At 65.4% G+C, this 17,000-nt stretch carries 18 protein-coding genes and 1 pseudogene; 10 read left to right on the top strand and 9 right to left on the bottom strand.

The window, feature by feature from the left end; translation table 11 throughout:
• The 6 genes from glcE to AC0SZ7_RS07360 all read right to left on the bottom strand — a co-directional run bounded on the left by glcE (position 1) and on the right by AC0SZ7_RS07360 (position 6,517).
• The gene (gene glcE, locus AC0SZ7_RS07385; protein ID WP_475503770.1) at positions 1 to 1,044 is read right to left on the bottom strand and encodes a glycolate oxidase subunit GlcE; all 1,044 of its coding nucleotides are present in this window, start codon (positions 1,042 to 1,044) and stop codon (positions 1 to 3) included.
• Positions 1,044 to 2,543, bottom strand: a complete 1,500-nt coding sequence (gene glcD, locus AC0SZ7_RS07380) for a glycolate oxidase subunit GlcD (protein WP_475503769.1) — start codon at positions 2,541 to 2,543, stop codon at positions 1,044 to 1,046. The genes glcE and glcD overlap by 1 nt, the downstream gene beginning before the upstream one ends.
• Before the next feature lie 114 nt (positions 2,544 to 2,657).
• Positions 2,658 to 3,449, bottom strand: a complete 792-nt coding sequence (locus tag AC0SZ7_RS07375) for a 2OG-Fe(II) oxygenase (protein WP_475503768.1) — start codon at positions 3,447 to 3,449, stop codon at positions 2,658 to 2,660.
• 27 nt (positions 3,450 to 3,476) lie between these two features.
• Positions 3,477 to 4,250, bottom strand: coding sequence for an ABC transporter ATP-binding protein (locus tag AC0SZ7_RS07370; RefSeq protein ID WP_475503767.1), 774 nt, complete (start codon positions 4,248 to 4,250; stop codon positions 3,477 to 3,479).
• 65 nt (positions 4,251 to 4,315) lie between these two features.
• On the bottom strand, positions 4,316 to 6,127 hold the full coding sequence (locus AC0SZ7_RS07365) for an ABC transporter ATP-binding protein (protein WP_475503766.1): 1,812 nt from the start codon (positions 6,125 to 6,127) through the stop codon (positions 4,316 to 4,318).
• A 111-nt stretch (positions 6,128 to 6,238) separates the two neighbouring features.
• On the bottom strand, positions 6,239 to 6,517 hold the full coding sequence (locus AC0SZ7_RS07360; protein ID WP_475503765.1) for a hypothetical protein: 279 nt from the start codon (positions 6,515 to 6,517) through the stop codon (positions 6,239 to 6,241).
• Positions 6,518 to 6,706: 189 nt separating this feature from the next.
• On the opposite strand from AC0SZ7_RS07360, the gene AC0SZ7_RS07355 reads away from it, so the two are divergent.
• Positions 6,707 to 7,195 (top strand): hypothetical protein, encoded by a 489-nt coding sequence (locus AC0SZ7_RS07355; RefSeq protein WP_475503764.1) that lies wholly within the window; start codon positions 6,707 to 6,709, stop codon positions 7,193 to 7,195.
• A gap of 8 nt (positions 7,196 to 7,203) precedes the next feature.
• On the top strand, positions 7,204 to 7,560 hold the full coding sequence (locus AC0SZ7_RS07350) for a hypothetical protein (RefSeq protein ID WP_475503763.1): 357 nt from the start codon (positions 7,204 to 7,206) through the stop codon (positions 7,558 to 7,560).
• Positions 7,561 to 7,643: 83 nt separating this feature from the next.
• On the opposite strand, the gene AC0SZ7_RS07345 is transcribed toward AC0SZ7_RS07350, so the two are convergent.
• Positions 7,644 to 8,831, bottom strand: coding sequence for an MFS transporter (locus AC0SZ7_RS07345; protein WP_475503762.1), 1,188 nt, complete (start codon positions 8,829 to 8,831; stop codon positions 7,644 to 7,646).
• 110 nt (positions 8,832 to 8,941) lie between these two features.
• The gene (locus AC0SZ7_RS07340; protein ID WP_475503761.1) at positions 8,942 to 9,091 is read right to left on the bottom strand and encodes a DUF2256 domain-containing protein; all 150 of its coding nucleotides are present in this window, start codon (positions 9,089 to 9,091) and stop codon (positions 8,942 to 8,944) included.
• 38 nt (positions 9,092 to 9,129) lie between these two features.
• Between AC0SZ7_RS07340 and AC0SZ7_RS07335 the strand changes: the two genes are divergently transcribed.
• Positions 9,130 to 9,543 (top strand): VOC family protein, encoded by a 414-nt coding sequence (locus AC0SZ7_RS07335; RefSeq protein ID WP_475503760.1) that lies wholly within the window; start codon positions 9,130 to 9,132, stop codon positions 9,541 to 9,543.
• On the opposite strand, the gene AC0SZ7_RS07330 is transcribed toward AC0SZ7_RS07335, so the two are convergent.
• Positions 9,515 to 9,907 carry a hypothetical protein gene (locus tag AC0SZ7_RS07330; protein ID WP_475503759.1) on the bottom strand — a complete coding sequence of 131 codons (393 nt, stop codon included), beginning with the start codon at positions 9,905 to 9,907 and terminating at the stop codon, positions 9,515 to 9,517. The two genes, AC0SZ7_RS07335 and AC0SZ7_RS07330, sit on opposite strands and share 29 nt — an antisense overlap.
• 170 nt (positions 9,908 to 10,077) lie before the next feature.
• Between AC0SZ7_RS07330 and AC0SZ7_RS07325 the strand changes: the two genes are divergently transcribed.
• The 7 genes and pseudogenes from AC0SZ7_RS07325 to AC0SZ7_RS07295 all read left to right on the top strand — a co-directional run bounded on the left by AC0SZ7_RS07325 (position 10,078) and on the right by AC0SZ7_RS07295 (position 16,581).
• On the top strand, positions 10,078 to 11,124 hold the full coding sequence (locus tag AC0SZ7_RS07325; RefSeq protein ID WP_475503758.1) for a class I SAM-dependent methyltransferase: 1,047 nt from the start codon (positions 10,078 to 10,080) through the stop codon (positions 11,122 to 11,124).
• 56 nt (positions 11,125 to 11,180) lie between these two features.
• Positions 11,181 to 11,402, top strand: a pseudogene (locus AC0SZ7_RS07320) (helix-turn-helix domain-containing protein); the annotation flags it as partial.
• A complete protein-coding gene (locus tag AC0SZ7_RS07315; protein ID WP_475503787.1) occupies positions 11,388 to 11,777 on the top strand; it encodes a cupin domain-containing protein in 390 nt (129 codons plus the stop codon). The pseudogene AC0SZ7_RS07320 and the gene AC0SZ7_RS07315, both read left to right, overlap by 15 nt.
• Before the next feature lie 10 nt (positions 11,778 to 11,787).
• A complete protein-coding gene (locus AC0SZ7_RS07310) occupies positions 11,788 to 12,312 on the top strand; it encodes a GNAT family N-acetyltransferase (protein WP_475503757.1) in 525 nt (174 codons plus the stop codon).
• Positions 12,313 to 12,471: 159 nt separating this feature from the next.
• Positions 12,472 to 12,981 carry a sigma-70 family RNA polymerase sigma factor gene (locus tag AC0SZ7_RS07305; RefSeq protein ID WP_475503756.1) on the top strand — a complete coding sequence of 170 codons (510 nt, stop codon included), beginning with the start codon at positions 12,472 to 12,474 and terminating at the stop codon, positions 12,979 to 12,981.
• 3 nt (positions 12,982 to 12,984) lie between these two features.
• A complete protein-coding gene (locus AC0SZ7_RS07300) occupies positions 12,985 to 13,938 on the top strand; it encodes a FecR domain-containing protein (protein WP_475503755.1) in 954 nt (317 codons plus the stop codon).
• A 90-nt stretch (positions 13,939 to 14,028) separates the two neighbouring features.
• On the top strand, positions 14,029 to 16,581 hold the full coding sequence (locus AC0SZ7_RS07295) for a TonB-dependent siderophore receptor (protein ID WP_475503754.1): 2,553 nt from the start codon (positions 14,029 to 14,031) through the stop codon (positions 16,579 to 16,581).
• Positions 16,582 to 17,000 lie beyond the last annotated feature (419 nt).

Genomic DNA, 17,000 nt, shown 5'->3' with positions numbered 1-17,000 from the left:
TCAGAGCTCCGGGTACAGGCGGCCAGGGTTGAAAATGCCGTGGGGGTCGAGCTGCGCCTTGAGTTGTTGGTGGTAGCGCAGCAGGGCCGGGGCCAGGGGCTGGAACGGTGTGCCGCAGGCGCCGCTGCTGAAGCAGGTGGCGTGGCCGCCCAGGGCGCCGACCGTTGCGCGGAGCTGCACCGCGTCGGCATCGGACTTCAGCCAGCGCTGGGCGCCGGCCCAATCCAGCAGCTGCGTGCCTGGCAGCTCCAGCAGGCCGATGTTGAACGGCAACGACAGCCGCCACAGCGGTCGTGGATCACGGAAAAACGGCAGGCGCTGCTCGCGCAGGTCGGCCCAGAACTGTTCGTCGGCGGCGTTGCAGCCCAGCCGCTCGCGGGCTGCGGCCACCGAGCCTTCGCCACCTTCCAGGCGCAGGTGCAGTACCTCGCCGTCGTGGCAGGCGCCGCTGATGGGCAGCGCCTGTTGGCCCCATTCGGTCAGGCGTCGCAGCGCCTCGCCAGGGCTGAGGTCGAGCGTGAGGCTGGCGCTGCAGCGCGGTTTTGGCAGCACTTTCAGCGACACTTCGGTGAGCAGCCCCAGGCTGCCGAAGCTGCCTGCCAGCAGGCGCGAGAGGTCGTAGCCGGCGACGTTCTTCATCACCTCACCGCCAAAGCGCAGGTGCGTGCCGGTGCCGGTGATCACCCGCGTGCCCAGGACAAAATCGCGCACCGCGCCGCTCCATGGCCGCCGTGGCCCGGCAAGCCCGGCGGCGACCATGCCGCCGACCGTGGCCTGGCCGTCGAAGCCCGGCGGCTCGCAGGGCAGCATCTGCCCGGCTTCAGCCAGCGCGGCATTCAGTTCGCTCAGCGGCGTGCCTGCGCGCACGCTGACCACCAACTCGGTTGGGTCGTAGCTGACGATACCCCGGTGCCCGCGGGTGTCCAGCGGCGTGCCCGCAGTGGGCCGGCCAAGGAACGCCTTGCTGTCGCCGCCGCGGATGCGCAGCGGCGTGGCGCTGGCGATGGCCTGGTGCACGGCGTCCAGCAGCGTGTCCAGGCTCATCAGAAGCGCTCCAGGTCCGGGAACGGCAGCTGGCCGTGGTGAATGTGCATGGCGCCGAATTCGGCGCAGCGGTGCAGGGTGGGGATGTTCTTGCCGGGGTTGAGCAGGCCGCTGGGGTCGAACGCGGCCTTGATGGCGTGGAACACGGTGAGTTCGTCGGCGTTGAACTGCGCGCACATCTGGTTGATTTTCTCGCGGCCCACGCCGTGTTCGCCGGTGATGCTGCCGCCTACTGCCACGCACATTTCCAGAATCCTTCCGCCCAGCGCCTCGGCGCGCTCCAGCTCGCCGGCCTGGTTGGCGTCGAACAGAATCAACGGGTGCATGTTGCCGTCGCCGGCGTGGAAGACGTTGGCCACGCGCAAGCCGTATTCGGCCGACAGCGCGGCGATGCCCTTGAGCACCCCGGGCAGTTCGCGTCGCGGGATGGTGCCGTCCATGCAGTAATAGTCCGGTGAAATGCGCCCCACGGCGGGGAAGGCGTTCTTGCGCCCAGCCCAGAAGCGTACGCGTTCGGCCTCGTCAAGGGCCTGGCGCACCTCGGTGGCGCCGGCCTCGCCCAGCACTTGGCGCACGCGCTCGCAGTCTTCGTGCACGTCGGCTTCCACGCCGTCCAGCTCGCACAACAGAATCGCCTCGGCGGCCACCGGGTAGCCGGCGTGAATGAAGTCCTCGGCGGCGCGGATGGCCAGGTTGTCCATCATCTCCAGGCCACCGGGGATAATGCCGGCGGCAATGATATCGGCCACGGCGCGCCCGGCGTTTTCCACCGAGTCGAAGGCGGCCAGCAGCACCTTGGCCACCTGCGGCCTGGGCAGCAGGCGCACGGTCACTTCGGTGACCACGCCGAGCATGCCTTCGGAACCGGTGAACAGCGCCAGCAGGTCGAAGCCGGGGCTGTCGAGGGCGTCGCTGCCCAGGGTCAGGGGCTCGCCTGCCACGGTCAGCACCTCAAGCTTGACCAGGTTGTGCACGGTGAGGCCGTACTTGAGGCAGTGCACGCCGCCGGCGTTTTCGGCGACGTTGCCGCCGATGGAACAGGCGATCTGCGACGAGGGGTCTGGCGCGTAATACAGGCCGAACGGCGCTGCTGCCTGGGAAATCGCCAGGTTGCGCACCCCCGGCTGCACCCGGGCGGTGCGTGCCTGCGGGTCGATGTGCAGGATCTGGTTGAAGCGCGCCAGCACCAGCAGCACACCCTGCGCCAGCGGCAGGGCGCCGCCGGACAGGCCGGTGCCGGCGCCACGCGGCACCACCGGCACGTGGCGCTGGTGGCAGATGCGCAGAATGGTCTGCACCTCGTCCAGGTGCCGGGGCAGGGCCACCAGCAACGGCGTGGTGCGGTAGGCCGAGAGGCCGTCGCATTCGTAGGGCTTGAGGTCTTCGCTGCGGTACAGCAGGTCAAGGTCGGGCAGGGCGCCGATCAGCGCGTTGATCAGGCCCTGTTTGTCGACCTGCGGCAGGGCACCGTCCAGGCGCTCGTCGTGGAGGATGTTCATGGCCAGGCATCTTGTTGTTGTGATGCCTGCAAGCGTAGCAGTTGCGGTCGCCATGACGCGGCCTGGCGGCCGCTTGTAGCAGCTGCCGCAGGCGGCGTCCGGCGCCCCGGGTGGTCAGCGTTTCTTCTTGAAGAACTTGTTGATGTAGTACCCGGGGCTCAACAGGTCCTTGGGGCGTGGCTTGTAGTGGGTCTTGTGGCGCTGGTTGGGGTCGGCTGCGGGCAGGTCGGCGGTGTAGTAATACAGCGCGATGGAGCGCCGCGAGCGGTCCGGCGGGCAGGTCAGCGGCTCGGGGTGGCCGTGGTTGCTGTCGGGGTCGGTGTTGAAGATCACGCAGCGGTTGTACACCGGCAGCACCTTCTTCAGGCAGTTGCGCATGGGCTTGTCCCACAGCTCCAGGTGGCCGCCGTAGGCCTCTTCCCAGTCGGGGTTGAGGTAGATGATGGCGTTGATGCGCCGCTGCACCTTGAGCTTCTTGTTCAGGCGGAAGTCCGAGTGCACGCCCAGGAAGCCGCCCGCCTTGGTCTCGTGCAGGCCGCCACCGACGAAATACGGGTCGGGGATCAGCCCTTCGATGCCGGTCAGCTGTTCGAGGAAGCTGAGCATGGGCGCCGAGTTGAACACCGCGAACACCGACCGCAGATAGGGCGGGCATTCGTTGGGGCTGATCTGGCGCTTGAGCTGGCCCTTGTAGCCGCGCTCGTACAGGGTCTCGTTGGCGGTAGCTTCCACCGGGAACTCGGCGCAGATGCGCTGGATCAGCTCGTCGGGCAGAAAGTCATCGAGCACGATGTGCGCGAATGGCGACGCCGAACGGTATTCATCGGCCAGCGCCTGCCCCAGCTGGGTAGCGCCTGCAAGGTTGAAATCCAGTTCCGGCACGGCGGTGATGGGCAACGTGTGCATTGCAACTCCTTGAATGGGGGGCAGGGTTCAACCGTGCCAGCAGCGGTACCAGCCGTCGTGTTCGCTGACCTGCAGCTGGGTCTGGTACAGGTTCGACAGCTGCTCGCTGGTCAGCACCTGGGCCTTGGGCCCGTCGGCGATGATGCGGCCCTGGCTGATCAGCACCACGCGCTCGATCTCGGGGATGATCTCGTCGATGTGGTGGGTGGTGATGATCATCGCCCGGTCGTCGTGGCAGAAGTCGCGCATCAGGCTCAGCAGGCTGAGGCTGGCGCCCATGTCCAGGCCCGCAGTGGGCTCGTCGAGAATCAGCGCGCGCGGGTTGTGCACCAGCGCGCGAGCCAGCAGCAGGCGGCGTTTCTGCCCGGTGGACAAGCGCTGGAACATGCGTTGCTCGTCGATCTGCATGCCCAGCTGGGCCAGCAGCTCACGGGCGCGGGCCACCTGCTCGGCGTTGGGTTGCAGGTGCGCATGGCTGCCCATGGCGCCGAAGAAGCCGGAAATAACCACGTCCAGCGCCGAGGTGTAGGGCGTGTAGTCTTCCTGCATGTCCTGGGAGACGAAGCCGATCTTGGCGCGCAGATCCCACAGGTTGAAGGTTTCATGACCGAACAGGCGCAGGAAGCTGCCGGCGCGTTCCACCGGGTAGAGTTCGCGGTTGATCAGCTTGAGCAGCGTGCTCTTGCCAGCGCCATTGGGGCCCAGGATGGCCACGCGCTCGTTGTAGCCGATGTGCAGCGACAGCTGGTCGAACACGCGGTTTTCCTGTTGGAAGGCGGTGACCTGGTTCAGTTCGATCATGACAAGCCTTGGGCAAAGGGCGGGGGCGTCATTGAAGCAATCACGCGGCCTTATTGCAACGGGGGCTAGCGGTAGCCCTGCGCCTGCAAATCGAACAGCTGCGCATAGCGCCCGCCCGCCGCCATCAACTGCGGGTGGTTGCCTTCCTCCAGCACCCGGCCCTGGTCCAGCACCATGATGTGGTCGGCGCTGCGCACGCTGGAAAAGCGGTGCGAGATCAGCAGCGTCATGCGCCCGCGCGCATACTCGCGGAAGTGCTCGAACACCGCAGCCTCGGCGCTGGCATCCAGGGCGGCCGTGGGTTCGTCGAGGATCAGAATGTCCGCGTCGCGGCGCATGTAGGCGCGTGACAGCGCGACCTTCTGCCATTGCCCGCCCGACAGCTCCTGGCCGCCCACGAACCAGCGGCCCAGCTGGGTGGCGTAGCCGTGCTGCAGCTGCTCGATGAAGTCGGCGGCGATGCCTTGCGCCGCGGCATCGCGCCAGCGGCCCTGGTCATCGAAGGCGCGCACGTCGCCCACGCCCAGGTTCTCGCCCACGGTCATCTGGTAGCGGATGTAGTCCTGGAAAATCACCCCGATGCGTTGGTGCAGGGCGTGCTCGTCCCAGTCCTGCAGGTCGCTGCCGTCCAGCAGGATACGCCCCTGGCCCGGTGTATAGAGGCGGGTCAGCAGCTTGATCAGGGTGGTCTTGCCCGAGCCGTTCTCGCCCACCAGCGCCAGGCTGCGCCCCGGCGCCAGGTGCAGGTTGATGCCGCTGAGGGTATCGCGGCTGGCACCGGGGTAGCGGAACCCCAGCTGCTGGCAGCGCAGGCCATCGCCGGGCACCACGCCCTGCTTCAGCGTGCCGCGCGCCGGCGCTACCGGGTGGCCCAGGTACTCGTACAGGTCGGACAGGTACAGGCCGTCCTCGTACAGACCGGCGATGGCGCCCAGGCTGGCGCTGATAGCGCTCTGGCCCTGCTTGAACAGCACCAGGTACATGGTCATCTGGCCCAGGGTGGTCTGGCCGTCGATGGTGTCCAGCACCACCCAGGCATAGGCCAGGTAGAATGCCACGGTGCCCAGCAGGCCGAGGGCAAAGCCCCAGCCGTCGCGGCGCAGGGTCAGGCGGCGGTCTTCGGCGTACAGGCGGGTGAAGTTGTCGCGGTAACGCTGCAGCAACAGCGGCGCCAGGCCGAACAGCTTGACCTCCTTGGTGTGCGCCTCCTGCGACAGCAACGCCTCGAGGTAACCCTGCTGACGGGTTTCGGGCGCGCGGCGCTTGAACAGCCGGAAGGCGTCACCGGAAAAATGCGCCTCGGCAAAGAACACCGGCAGCGCGCCCAGCACCAGAATCGCCAGGGCCCAGGGCGAGAAATGCACCAGCAGCACTGCGAAGCTGATCAGCGAGATCAGGTTCTGCACCAGCCCCAGGCCCTTGGTCACCAGCCCCAGCGGCCGGGTGGAGGCGTCGCGGCGCACGCGCACCAGCTTGTCGTAGAAGGCCGAGTCCTCGAACTGCAGCAGCGACAGGGTCTGCGCCTTTTCCAGGATCAGCAGGTTGACCTTCTGCCCCAGTTGCACCCGCAGCAGCGCCTGCTGCACCGACAGCCCACGCTGCGCCGCCGCCAGCAGGCCCAGCACGCCAGCCTCCGCCAGCACATAGCGCAGCACCGGCCACAACGGCGCCTGGCCGCTGCTGGCGTGCAACTGCATAGCCGCCAGCACGGCATCGACAATGCGCTGGCCAATCCACGCCGCCAGCGCCGGCAGCATGCCCGCCGCCAGCGTAGCCAGCACCAGCCCGGCAAACAGCGGGCGCGAGGTGCTCCACACCAGCGCTACGGCGCGGCGGGCCTGGTCGGGAAACGTGGTGAAGCGATCAACAACAAGCATGCAGGAAGCAATTCCCCAGGAAAAAACGCGCGCCCACTGTAGCAGCTGCCGCCAGGCGGCGTCCCGGCACACCGCGCTGCGCCCGGTTCTGACGCGGCCTGACGGCCGCTGCTACGGGGGTGGGGATCGACGGCGGTGCAGCAGGGCCAGTATGCCCAGCAGCTGGATCACGGCGATCGCCCCCAGCACCTTCCATCCCGTGGCACCCAGCGTGCACAGCCAACCCACCAGCCACACCAGCCCCACCACGCACGCCGGCACCAGGCACAGCACGTACGCCGCTCGGATCAGCGTCCGATACCGGTGGATCCAGGTGGGGGCGGCTTCCATGTGCGCATGGTCGTCCAGTGCGCTGAGGCCCTGCAACAGCTCGATGAGCATATCCAGCATGGTGTGTCAGCGGCCTACCTGCAAAAGAACCAACTGTAGCAGCTGCCGCCAGGCGGCGTCCGGGTGCCACGACTCTATGTCTCGGCCCAACGGCCCCAGATTATCGCTGGTAACAATTCGCGCCTAGGTCCAGTCAGGCCACGGCGGCTATCATGCCGGCCCTCAGTTGTTTCGATTCGAGGCGGCACAATGTGGGAAGCAGGGAAGCTATGGGCGTTGACGGATAAAGTAGGGACGGTGCTTACCATCGTCAGTTTTTTCCTGACGGTGGGCATCTTGTTGTGCGCGGAATCAATAAGCAGCAGTTTGAAAAACAAGGTCAGGGTACCTGAAGCGATTTTCGAACTGTCGGGGCTCATGACGGACATGCGCGCGGTGCTAAGGGCCTGGGACCCTGCTGAAGGTGAAAGTGAGGCTGGCAGACAAGAGTTGAATGTTCTGATGCATCAGGCTGTCGCTTATCTGCAAAACATACGGCCCAGGTTGGACCCCCTCCAGAAGAACAGTGCTGACGAAGCGTTGCACACCATCGTCAGGACGACGGGTTACCTATGGTGGAAGCAAAAACAGTATCACGCATTCTCATCATCTCGCGCCTGGGATGTTCATAACAAGTTGCAGGGCTTTTCGGTTCACCTCAAAACCCTTGTAAAAGATAGATCGGCGGGTGGTATATGAGAGACAGGTTGGCAGGCAATTTGATCCTGAAGCTTATCGAGGAAACTTCACGCCGCTCGATCGCGTGGTCCATCGAGGAAGTACCGGAGTGGTTTGGCGGAGACTCGGATGAAATGATCAACCTGTTTCTCGTTACTTCCTATCGGCAGCAACGCATAGCGCTCTATGAGGCCAGGTTCAGGCATTTTGTCGATGAACAGAACTTTAGCTGGCTCTCCAACGTGCGCATCGCCCTGCTGGATAACGCTGGACGCCTGTTGTGGCGATATGAGGGCGATGACAAGGAGCTGCAGGAGCTGTTCCAGGACGCTCGCAGGTCGCTCGCCGAGGTTGACGCTTTTCTGAAACAGTTTCGTACGCTTTAAGCGTGAAGGCCTTGGTTCTCGGCCTTCACTACACATCCTGCAATACGCGCTTTTGAGCAGTTAAATTCCGGAGGCCAGCGGCCTCACTCCCCACCCTTCATCCGCCGCGCCACCAGGTACAGCCCCAGCCCCACCAGCGCCGTGGCGGCGCCAATGTAGCCGGTGCTGGTCCAGCCCAGCCCTGCGGTAATCGCCATGCCGCCCAGCCACGGGCCCAGGGCGTTGGCCAGGTTGAAGGCCGCGTGGTTGGAGGCGGCGGCAAGGCTCGGCGCCTCGTGGGCGATGTCCATCAGGCGGATCTGCAGCGGCGAGGCCAGCGCCACCATCGTGCCCACCAGGCCAATGCCCAGCATCACACCGGGCAGTGAACCTGCGGCGACGGGGAACAACAGCAGCACGGCCATGGACCATACCAGCAGCAGCCCGACGGCGCGGAAGCCCAGGCGGTCGAACAGTTTGCCGCCGGCTATGTTGCCGATGATGCCGCCCACGCCAAACGCGGCCAGGCCGAAGGGAATCCATTCCGGCGCCACGCGGGTGACGTCGAGCATGGTCGGCGCCAGGTAGCTGAACACGCAGAACATGCCGGCGAAACCAATGGCGCCGATGCTCAATGCCATCCAGATCTGCGGCTGTTTGAACGCGCGCATCTCCTTGCGTGGGTCGCTGCGCGGCTCGTCATGGCGGTCCGGCACGAAGCGCCAGATCAGCGCGATGGTAGCGATGGCAATCGCGCCCACCAGGGCGAATGCCGAGCGCCAGCCGAAGAATTGCCCCAGGAAGGTGGCGATGGGGTTGCCCAGCAGCATGGCCAGGGTCAGCCCCATCATCACCCGTGCCACGGCGCCAGCGCGCTTGTTGGCGGGCACCATGCTGGAGGCAACCACCGCCGCTATCCCGAAGAACGCGCCGTGGGGCAGGCCGCTGATGAAGCGGAATGCCACCAGGCTGCCGAAGGTGGGGGTGAAGGCCGTGGCCAGGTTGCCGATGGCATACAGCGCCATCAGCAGCATCAGCAGGTGCTTGCGCAACAGCTTGGCACCCAGGATGGCCAGCAGTGGCGCGCCCACCATCACGCCCAGGGCGTAGGCGCTGATGGCGTGGCCCACCTGCGGTTCGCTGAGGTGCAGGTTGGTGGCGATGTCGGGCATCAGGCCCATGATGGCGAACTCACCGGTGCCGATGGCGAAACTGCCCACCGCCATGGCGGCTTCCATTTTGGCGGCGGCGCGCGCAGGCAGTACAAGCCCCGGGGATTGCTGGATGGTCATGCGTCGCTCCGTTCTTCAGGGCTGGCAACAGGGAAAACCGCCAATGATAGCGAAATGGCGTCAAGAGCGTCTAGAACGGGGTTTTACGCAGGAGTTCCACGCACACGTGGCTACGGCGGACTTGCGGCGGCGTGCTTGTGCCGCCGGCAGCGTTCGGAGCAATAACGTACCTCATCCCAGCACCGCGCCCATTTCTTGCGCCAGGTGAACGGCAGCCCGCATACCGCGCAGGTCTTGACTGGAAGCTGGCTTTTGTTCAAAAAGTTCTCCTGTGTCCTTCAACCACCGAGGAACCGCCATGTTCAGTCACATCACCCTTGGCAGCAACGACCTGCCCCGGGCGCTGCACTTCTACGAGCAGGTGTTGAAACCGCTGGGCATAACCTTGCTGGCGCACCGCTTCAACCCCGAACGGGTGTTGTTCAGCCGGCCTGCCGACTCAGCCAATACCGTGTTCTGCGTCTACAGCCCGCTCGACGGCGAACCGGCCACGGTGGGCAATGGCACCACGGTGGCTTTCGAAGCGGCCTCACGCGCCCAGGTCGATGAGTTCCATGCCGTGGCCATGGCACTGGGGGCCACGGATGAAGGCGCGCCAGGCATTCGTGCGCATTATGCGCCCGATTACTACGGGACGTACGTGCGCGACCTGGACGGCAACAAGATCTGTTGCGTGTGCCACGCTAGCGGGTCAGTTTCAGCCAGGAATTGACTTTGCCGGTATTCGGGTCGACGAACCAATAGCCGTCACCCGCCACCTTCACCTGGCTGCATTCTGTGGGGTAGTCCTTCATGATGATGCATACCGTGCCATCCTTCAGCGTCCACCTCTCGGTCTCCGGCGGCTGGGGACTCATGGTAAATACATCAGTGCCATCGGCGGCGAAGACCAGCGAGTAGGGGTTGCCCGTACGCGTAGTGCCATAGAACGTCTTGCCCACCAACGCATCCCGCACCTGCCCATCGGTCAGGGCTGTCGCGCCCGGCGGCACGGGCGGTGGTTCATGGCTGCCGGGGCTGGCGCAGCCGGCCAGCAGAAGGATCAACGAGGCGGCGGCGAGCTTGTTGTTATTCATGGCACACCCTCTTCAAACGGCCGAAAAGGATTTTTTCGGCGTAAATCAAAGCCTAGATGAACGCATTCCCATCCGGGATCCATTGCGCCGAACGGTTGACGTCCACGCACCTTCGGCCCTCGACTACACTTAATGTCCCCTGCGTAATATTGCTTACAGGAGGGTGCGAAATGGACGAGGCAAAACTCAACGAGTTCATGGGCAGGCTGGTGTCCGACATGGGCGCCGCCGCCATGCTCGCCAACGTGATTCTGGGCGACGAACTGGGGCTGTACCAGGCCATGGCCGACAGCCAGCCCGTGACCCCGCAGGCACTCGCCGCCAGGACCGGCTGCAACCAGCGCCTGGTGCACGAATGGCTCAACGCCCACGTGGCGGCAGGCTACATGGAGCATCAGGACGGCCTGTTCGTGCTGCCCGAAGAGCAGGCCCTGGCGCTGGCCATCGAGGACTCGCCGGTGTACGTCGCCGGCGGCATGATGGTGGTGGCGTCGATGTTCCATGACAAGGACAAGCTGGTGGCCGCCATGCGCGGCAATGGCGGCCTGGCCTGGGGCGACCACCACCCGTGCATGTTCAGCGGCACCGAGCGTTTTTTCCGGCCCGGGTACAAGTCATTCCTGGTGGCGCAATGGCTGCCGGCGCTGGATGGGGTGGTGGCCAAGCTCGCCGCTGGCGCCAAGGTGGCCGACATCGGCTGTGGCCACGGCGCCTCCACCATCGTCATGGCGCAGGCGTTCCCGGCCTCGCGCTTCAGCGGCTTCGACTACCACGCGCCGTCCATCACCACCGCCACGCAACGCGCCAGGGACGGTGCCGTGGATGACCGCGTGCACTTCACCCAGGCCACGGCGAAGGACTTTCCCGGCAGCGATTACGACCTGATCTGCTACTTCGACTGCCTGCATGACATGGGCGACCCGGTGGGCGCGGCGCAGCACGCCTACCAGGCGCTGAAACCGGACGGCACGGTGTTGCTGGTGGAACCCTACGCCAACGACACCCTGGAGCAGAACATCAACCCGGTGGGCCGGCTGTTCTACGCTGCGTCCACCTTCATCTGCACGCCCAACTCGCTGTCCCAGGAAGTGGGCCTGGGCCTTGGCGCCCAGGCCGGCGAGGCGCGCCTGCGCGACGTTTTCAGCGCCGCAGGATTCAGCCAGTTCCGCAGGGCCACGGAGACGCCGTTCAACCTTATTCTTGAAGCGCGCAGGTGACCTCACAGGAAAACGATAATCCAGTATATTGACATTTAAGTTCTATATACTGGATTATCGCCGGACCTTCTCGCTCCGGCATCTTCATGGACATCAACACCCGTATCGCCACTCGCGTCAGCACCTTGCGCAAAGCCCTGCGCCTATCTTTGGAAGCGCTGGCGGAAAAAAGCGACGTCAGCCGCTCGATGATCTCCCTGATCGAACGCGGGCAAAGCAGCCCCACCGCCGTGGTCCTGGAAAAACTTGCCACTGCGCTGGGCGTGCCATTGTCCGCCTTGTTCGAGGCGCCGGCCGAAGAGGCAGGGCAGTTGCTGCGCGCCGCCGACCAGCTGCAATGGCGTGACCCGCAATCGGGCTACATCCGCCGCAACGTATCGCCCAGCGGCGCGCAGTCACCCATCCAGCTGGTGGAGGTGCAGTTCCCGGCAGGTGCGTCGGTGGCCTATGAAACGTCCACTCGCGATGTGCGGGTCGATCAGCAGGTGTGGCTGCTGGCCGGGCGCATGGACATTCATGTCGGCGAGCAGCGGTATCAGCTCGCGACCGGTGACTGCCTGGCGTTCGCCCTGGAGCAACCGACCCGCTTTCACAACCCGCATGCCGAACCGGCACGCTACGCGGTGATCATCGTCACCGACCACCGACGCTAAGGACAGCCCCATGCTCATTAAACGCCTGGCCCACCTCGACGACGCCACCTGCGCGCAACTCGCCGACATTCTGATTGATTGCGTGGAAGGTGGCGCCTCGGTCAGCTTCATGCTGCCCTTGTCGCGTACCCGCGCTGAAGCCTTCTGGCAGGGCCTGCGCGCCAGTATTGCCGCTGGCGAGCGGGTGTTGCTGGTGGCCGAGGACGAACACGGGCAATTGCTGGGCACCGTGCAAGTGGTGCTGGCCCAGCCGGAAAACCAGCCGCACCGCGCCGACATCGCCAAGCTGCTGGTGCACCGTCGCGGCCGCCGGTTGGGGGTAGGGCGAGCGTTGATGGAGGCGGCAGAGCGCGAAGCCATCGAAGAGGGCAAGGGCGTGCTGGTGCTGGACACCGCCACCGGCGGCGAAGCCGAACGCTTGTACCAGCGCCTGGGCTGGCAGGTGACGGGGCAGGTGCCCGGGTATGCGCTGTGGCCGGCGGGCGGGCTGTGCGCGACAACGATTTTCCATAAGTGGGTAGGTGGTTTCCAGTAAGGCGACCACCCCCCGTAGCAGCTGCCGCAGGCTGCGTCCGGCCCCCACCCGCCTACCCGCAACGCCAATGCCGTGGCTTGCACAACCACGCGCATCGAGCCTTGCCAAGCCCACCCTCCAAAGTTAATGATATGCATTACCAATGACTTTCCCCGGTCGATGTCGATGCCTGATCTTCCTCATACCCCTGCCATCGGCGCGCTTTACGCCCAGCACCACGGCTGGCTCAAAGGCTGGCTGCGGCAACGCACCCGCTGCAGCGAGCAGGCGGCGGACCTGGCGCAGGACACCTTTGTGCGCTTATTGCTGCAACGCGAGACCGCCATTCTGCGCGAGCCCCGAGCCTATCTGAGCAACATTGCCCGCGGTTTGCTGATCGACAAGCTCCGCCGCCGGCTGCTCGAAGACGCCTACCTGGAAGCCCTGGCCTGTGCCCCCGAGCCGGTCGATATTTCGCCCGAGCAGCGCCTGCTGCTGATCGAAAGCCTGATGGAAATTGACCGTCTGCTCGACGGCCTGGGCCCGCGCACCCGTGAGATTTTTCTCATGGCGCAGCTCGACGGCCTCAGCTACGTGGAAATCGGGCGCCGCCTGCAAGTGTCCGTCACCACCGTGAAAAAGCACGCGGCGCGCGCCATGACCCACTGCCTGCTGTTGATGGAAGACTGAGCCATGCTGCCCAAACCCCTGGACCTGGCCACGCTTGAGTCTGCCGCCGGCTGGTACGTGGACCTGCGCGCGGACGCCGATGACCCTGCGCTGCGGGCGGCCCACCAGCACTGGCTGGCCACGGATGCCCGGCATCGCCGGGCGTGGGACCGCGTGCAACGCCTGCAGGGCAAGTTCGATGAGCTGGCGAGCCCGTCGCTTGCCCGCGCCACCATGAAGGGCGCCGGGGCCAGGCGCCGCGACGTGCTCAAAGTGCTGGGCATACTGCTGGCGGCAGGCGCTGCTGGGCCACTGGCCTGGCATTCCGCCGCCGGCACGCGCTGGGCGGCGGACGTGCGCACGCAAACCGGTGAGCGCCGGCTGATCCGCCTGGAAGATGGCAGCCAGTTGCAGCTCAACACCGCTACGGCCGTGAACATCCGTTTCAGCGAGACCTTGCGCAAAGTGGTGCTGGTTTGTGGCGAGATCATGATTGAAACGGCGCAGGACCCCCGGCAGCGGCCTTTTGTGGTGCACACCGACGCGGGTAGCCTGCGCGCATTGGGCACGCGTTTCGTGGTGTATAGCGACGCGGCCGGCACACGCCTCAGCGTCATCAGCCACGCGGTGGAGGTGCGCCCCGCGCAGCAGCCGCAGGTCATGGCCACCGTAACGGCCGGGCAACAGCTCGGTTTCACCGCTGCCGCCCTGGGTGTTGTCGCGCCTGCAGACCCACAAGTGGACGCCTGGACGCGCAACATGCTGGTGGTCAGCAACTGGCGCCTGGCGGATTTTGTCGCGCAGGTGCAGCGCTACCGCCCGGGGTACATGAGTTGCGCGCCAGCGGTCGCCCCGCTGCGGATCTCGGGCGCCTTCAACCTGGGCAGTACCGACGCGATTCTGGAAAACCTGTGCCGGACACTGCCGGTCAGGGTCCGGCAGTTCAGCCCTTATTGGGTACGCATCGAAGCGGCATGAGCCTGGGGGTTATCGATTCGAATTCTCGTTCGGCTAGATAGGTAGGGGCGCTCAGACGCCTGCCACTGCCAACGAAGACAAGGAAACAGGATGTCCCTGCAATCAAGCACCGTTTACCGCCGTGCAACCTCCGCCAACCCTTTGCAACCTTGCCTGCGGCGCGCCGTGCATGCCGCGGCGTTCGGCCTAGCGGTGGGTGTGGGGTTGCCCGCGATGCTCGCCAGCACGACGGCTGCGGCCCAGGCCGAGGTCGCGCGTGAAGTGGCATTCGCCATTGCCGCCGGGCCGCTGGAGCAGGCGCTGGCGCAGTTCGCCGCCACTGCCGGTATCAGCGTCTCGTTCGAACCGGGTATCACCCACGGTCGCCAATCACCTGGGCTCAACGGCCGGTTCACGGTCGACCAGGGCTTGCGCCAACTGCTGGCGGGCACCGGTGTCGAGGGTGCCCGGCTGGCCAACGGTGGCTACGCGCTCAGCCTCGCGCCGTCCGCCAGCAATGCCCTGGAGCTGGGCACCACCACCATCAACGGCCAAGGCATGGGCGAGATGACCGAGAACACCGGTTCCTACACCACCGGGGCGGTGAGTGTCGGTTCCAAGACCCCGACCAGCCTGCGCTACACCCCGCAGTCGGTCACGGTGATGACCAGCCAGGCCATCCAGGACCGCGACGTCACCAGCCTTGAGGATGCGTTGCGGCTGACCCCGGGGGTCACCGTGCAGAAAACCACCAGCGACACCTACGAGTTCTACTCGCGTGGCTTCAACATTGACAACATCCAGATTGATGGCGCCGCGCCCATGGCGTTGTCGTCGGTGGCCACCAGTTTCTATTCGCGCAAGCTGTACAACCTGGCCGAGTACGACCACATCGAAGTGCTGCGCGGTGCCGGTGCGCTGTTCGGTGGCGTGGGCGACCCGGGCGGGGTAGTGAACCTGGTGCGCAAGCGCGCGTTGCCGGACTTCCAGCTGAAGTTCGAAGCGGCCGCCGGCACCTGGGACAATTACCGCAGCCAGCTGGACCTGACGGGGCCGCTGACGGATGACAAGCGTGTGCGCGGCCGCCTGGTCACGGCCTACACCGACCGCCAATACTTCACCGACAAGCTGGCGACGCAAAAGCCCACGGTATACGGGGTGCTGGAGTTCGACCTGGACCCGGCCACCACCTTCACCCTGGGCGGCATGTACGAGGAGGCGCACTCGAACAGTTCGCTGGGGCTGCCGCGCTATACCACCGGCGCCGACATCGGCCTGCCGCGCCACACCAGCCTGGGGCAGAACTGGTCCTATATGGACAACACGTCCCAGGAGATCTTCACCAAGCTGGACCACTACTTCGATAACGACTGGAAGCTCAACGTCTCGTACACCAACACCCGTGACGCGGGCAAGGCGCAGGCGGCGGTCACCGGTAACGCGGTGAACCCGGTGACCCTCGCAGGCCCTGTGTGGCGTGCCAGTTACAACGTCTATTCCACCAGCCAGGACCTGATCGACAGCAACCTTTCCGGTACCTTCGATGCCTTCGGCCGCCAGCATGATTTCGTCCTGGGCGCGGACTACCAGCGCGTCACCAGCCGCTGGCAAGGGTCAGGGGCGTTCACCGGCACCGGCGTGGCGCTGGATATCTTCGACCCCGGCTACTGGAAACCCACGTCTATCTCCCTGGTGACGCCGCGCGACTACAGCCCCAATACCCAGGAGCAGTACGGGCTGTACTCACGGGTGTCGCTGCACCTGGCCGAGCCGTTCCGGCTGATCCTGGGCGGGCGGCTGGCGCGTTACCACTTCGAACAGGTGTACACCAACGCCGGCGTGGTGCAGAGCGACATCGACATGCGCGAGCCCACGCGGTTCGTGCCGTTCGCCGGCGCCACCTATGACCTCGATGAGCACTGGTCGCTGTACAGCAGCTACTCGAAAATCTTCAAGCCACAGCAGAGTTACCTCAAGGGGCCGGTAGGCAGCGGGCAGGTGCTCGATCCGCTGGTGGGCAACACCTATGAGGTCGGTATCAAGGGCGAGCTGTTCGACGGCCAGCTGAACACTGGCGCGGCGGTGTTCTACACCAAGCGCAAGAACGGCGCGACACTGGACACCCAATACCCCGAGGCCAGCGTGCTGTACGGCGGCAGTTGCTGCTACGTGAACGAGGGTGAGGTGGTGAGCAAGGGGATTGAACTCGAGGCCTCGGGCGAGCTGATGAAAAACTGGATGCTCATGACCAGTTACGTCTACAACTACAACCGCAACCGGACCGCCGGCAGCGCGTTGAGCACCATCACGCCCAGGCACCAGGCCAAGGTCTGGAGCACCTACCAGCTACCGGGCGAGCTGGCCGACTGGACGGTGGGTGGCGGCGTCGACCTGCAGAGCGCCACGTACGTCAGCGGCACTTCGGTGCAGGTCGATGGCAACGGCAACGTGGTTGCCAGCGGCATTCCATTCGACTACAAGCAAAGTGGCTATGCGATCTGGAGTGGGCTGCTCAAATACCGCGTCGACAACCATTGGACGGTTGCCCTGAACGCCAACAACCTCTTCGACAAGACCTACTACCAGACGGTCTCCAGCGCGGCGAACGGTAACTTCTATGGCGACCCCAGGAACTACATGCTGACCCTGCGGGGCGAGTTCTGACAGCAATTGCCTGTGTTCGGCCGCTGCTACAGGTGCCGCGCGCTGGCCCCGGCGTACACTGAAGATCTTCAGCGTGGAAAAGGGCCAGCGCAGCCTCCGGCAGCGGCTACACCAAACCGCGTAGCAGCTGCCGCAGGCTGCGTCCGGCTACGGCGCGGTATACCTGGGGATGCGCGGTGTGTTCGGACGCGGCCTAGGGGCCGCTGCTACGGGTGCGGTGCGCGATCTGTAGCAGCAACTGTCTTGAAATGGCGTCGTCTGCATCGCGACTAAAGTCGGCTCCTACGCCGTACGTGGTAGGAGCCGGCCTTGGCAAGGGGTATCCGCATTCGCGTGGCAGCTGCCGCAGGCTGCGTCCGGCTATGCCGCGGTATGCCTGGGGATACGCGGTGTGTTTGGACGCGGCCTGGGGGCCGCTG

This window comes from Pseudomonas sp. JC1203 (assembly GCF_056175065.1).
The sequence above is the reverse complement of the archived record's forward strand: the minus strand, read 5'-3'. Positions and strand labels throughout refer to the sequence as shown.

Bases quoted from the DNA above. Each gene is read 5' to 3' on its own strand.
- AC0SZ7_RS07310 (WP_475503757.1), top strand. From the start codon at position 11,788: ATGCTCATTAAACGCCTGGCCCACCTCGACGACGCCACCTGCGCGCAA.
- glcE (WP_475503770.1), bottom strand. From the start codon at position 1,044: ATGAGCCTGGACACGCTGCTGGACGCCGTGCACCAGGCCATCGCCAGC.
- AC0SZ7_RS07360 (WP_475503765.1), bottom strand. From the start codon at position 6,517: ATGCTGGATATGCTCATCGAGCTGTTGCAGGGCCTCAGCGCACTGGAC.
- AC0SZ7_RS07300 (WP_475503755.1), top strand. From the start codon at position 12,985: ATGCTGCCCAAACCCCTGGACCTGGCCACGCTTGAGTCTGCCGCCGGC.
- AC0SZ7_RS07295 (WP_475503754.1), top strand. From the start codon at position 14,029: ATGTCCCTGCAATCAAGCACCGTTTACCGCCGTGCAACCTCCGCCAAC.
- AC0SZ7_RS07305 (WP_475503756.1), top strand. From the start codon at position 12,472: ATGTCGATGCCTGATCTTCCTCATACCCCTGCCATCGGCGCGCTTTAC.
- AC0SZ7_RS07335 (WP_475503760.1), top strand. From the start codon at position 9,130: ATGTTCAGTCACATCACCCTTGGCAGCAACGACCTGCCCCGGGCGCTG.
- AC0SZ7_RS07375 (WP_475503768.1), bottom strand. From the start codon at position 3,449: ATGCACACGTTGCCCATCACCGCCGTGCCGGAACTGGATTTCAACCTT.
- glcD (WP_475503769.1), bottom strand. From the start codon at position 2,543: ATGAACATCCTCCACGACGAGCGCCTGGACGGTGCCCTGCCGCAGGTC.
- AC0SZ7_RS07325 (WP_475503758.1), top strand. From the start codon at position 10,078: ATGGACGAGGCAAAACTCAACGAGTTCATGGGCAGGCTGGTGTCCGAC.
- AC0SZ7_RS07365 (WP_475503766.1), bottom strand. From the start codon at position 6,127: ATGCTTGTTGTTGATCGCTTCACCACGTTTCCCGACCAGGCCCGCCGC.
- AC0SZ7_RS07355 (WP_475503764.1), top strand. From the start codon at position 6,707: ATGTGGGAAGCAGGGAAGCTATGGGCGTTGACGGATAAAGTAGGGACG.
- AC0SZ7_RS07330 (WP_475503759.1), bottom strand. From the start codon at position 9,907: ATGAATAACAACAAGCTCGCCGCCGCCTCGTTGATCCTTCTGCTGGCC.
- AC0SZ7_RS07370 (WP_475503767.1), bottom strand. From the start codon at position 4,250: ATGATCGAACTGAACCAGGTCACCGCCTTCCAACAGGAAAACCGCGTG.
- AC0SZ7_RS07345 (WP_475503762.1), bottom strand. From the start codon at position 8,831: ATGACCATCCAGCAATCCCCGGGGCTTGTACTGCCTGCGCGCGCCGCC.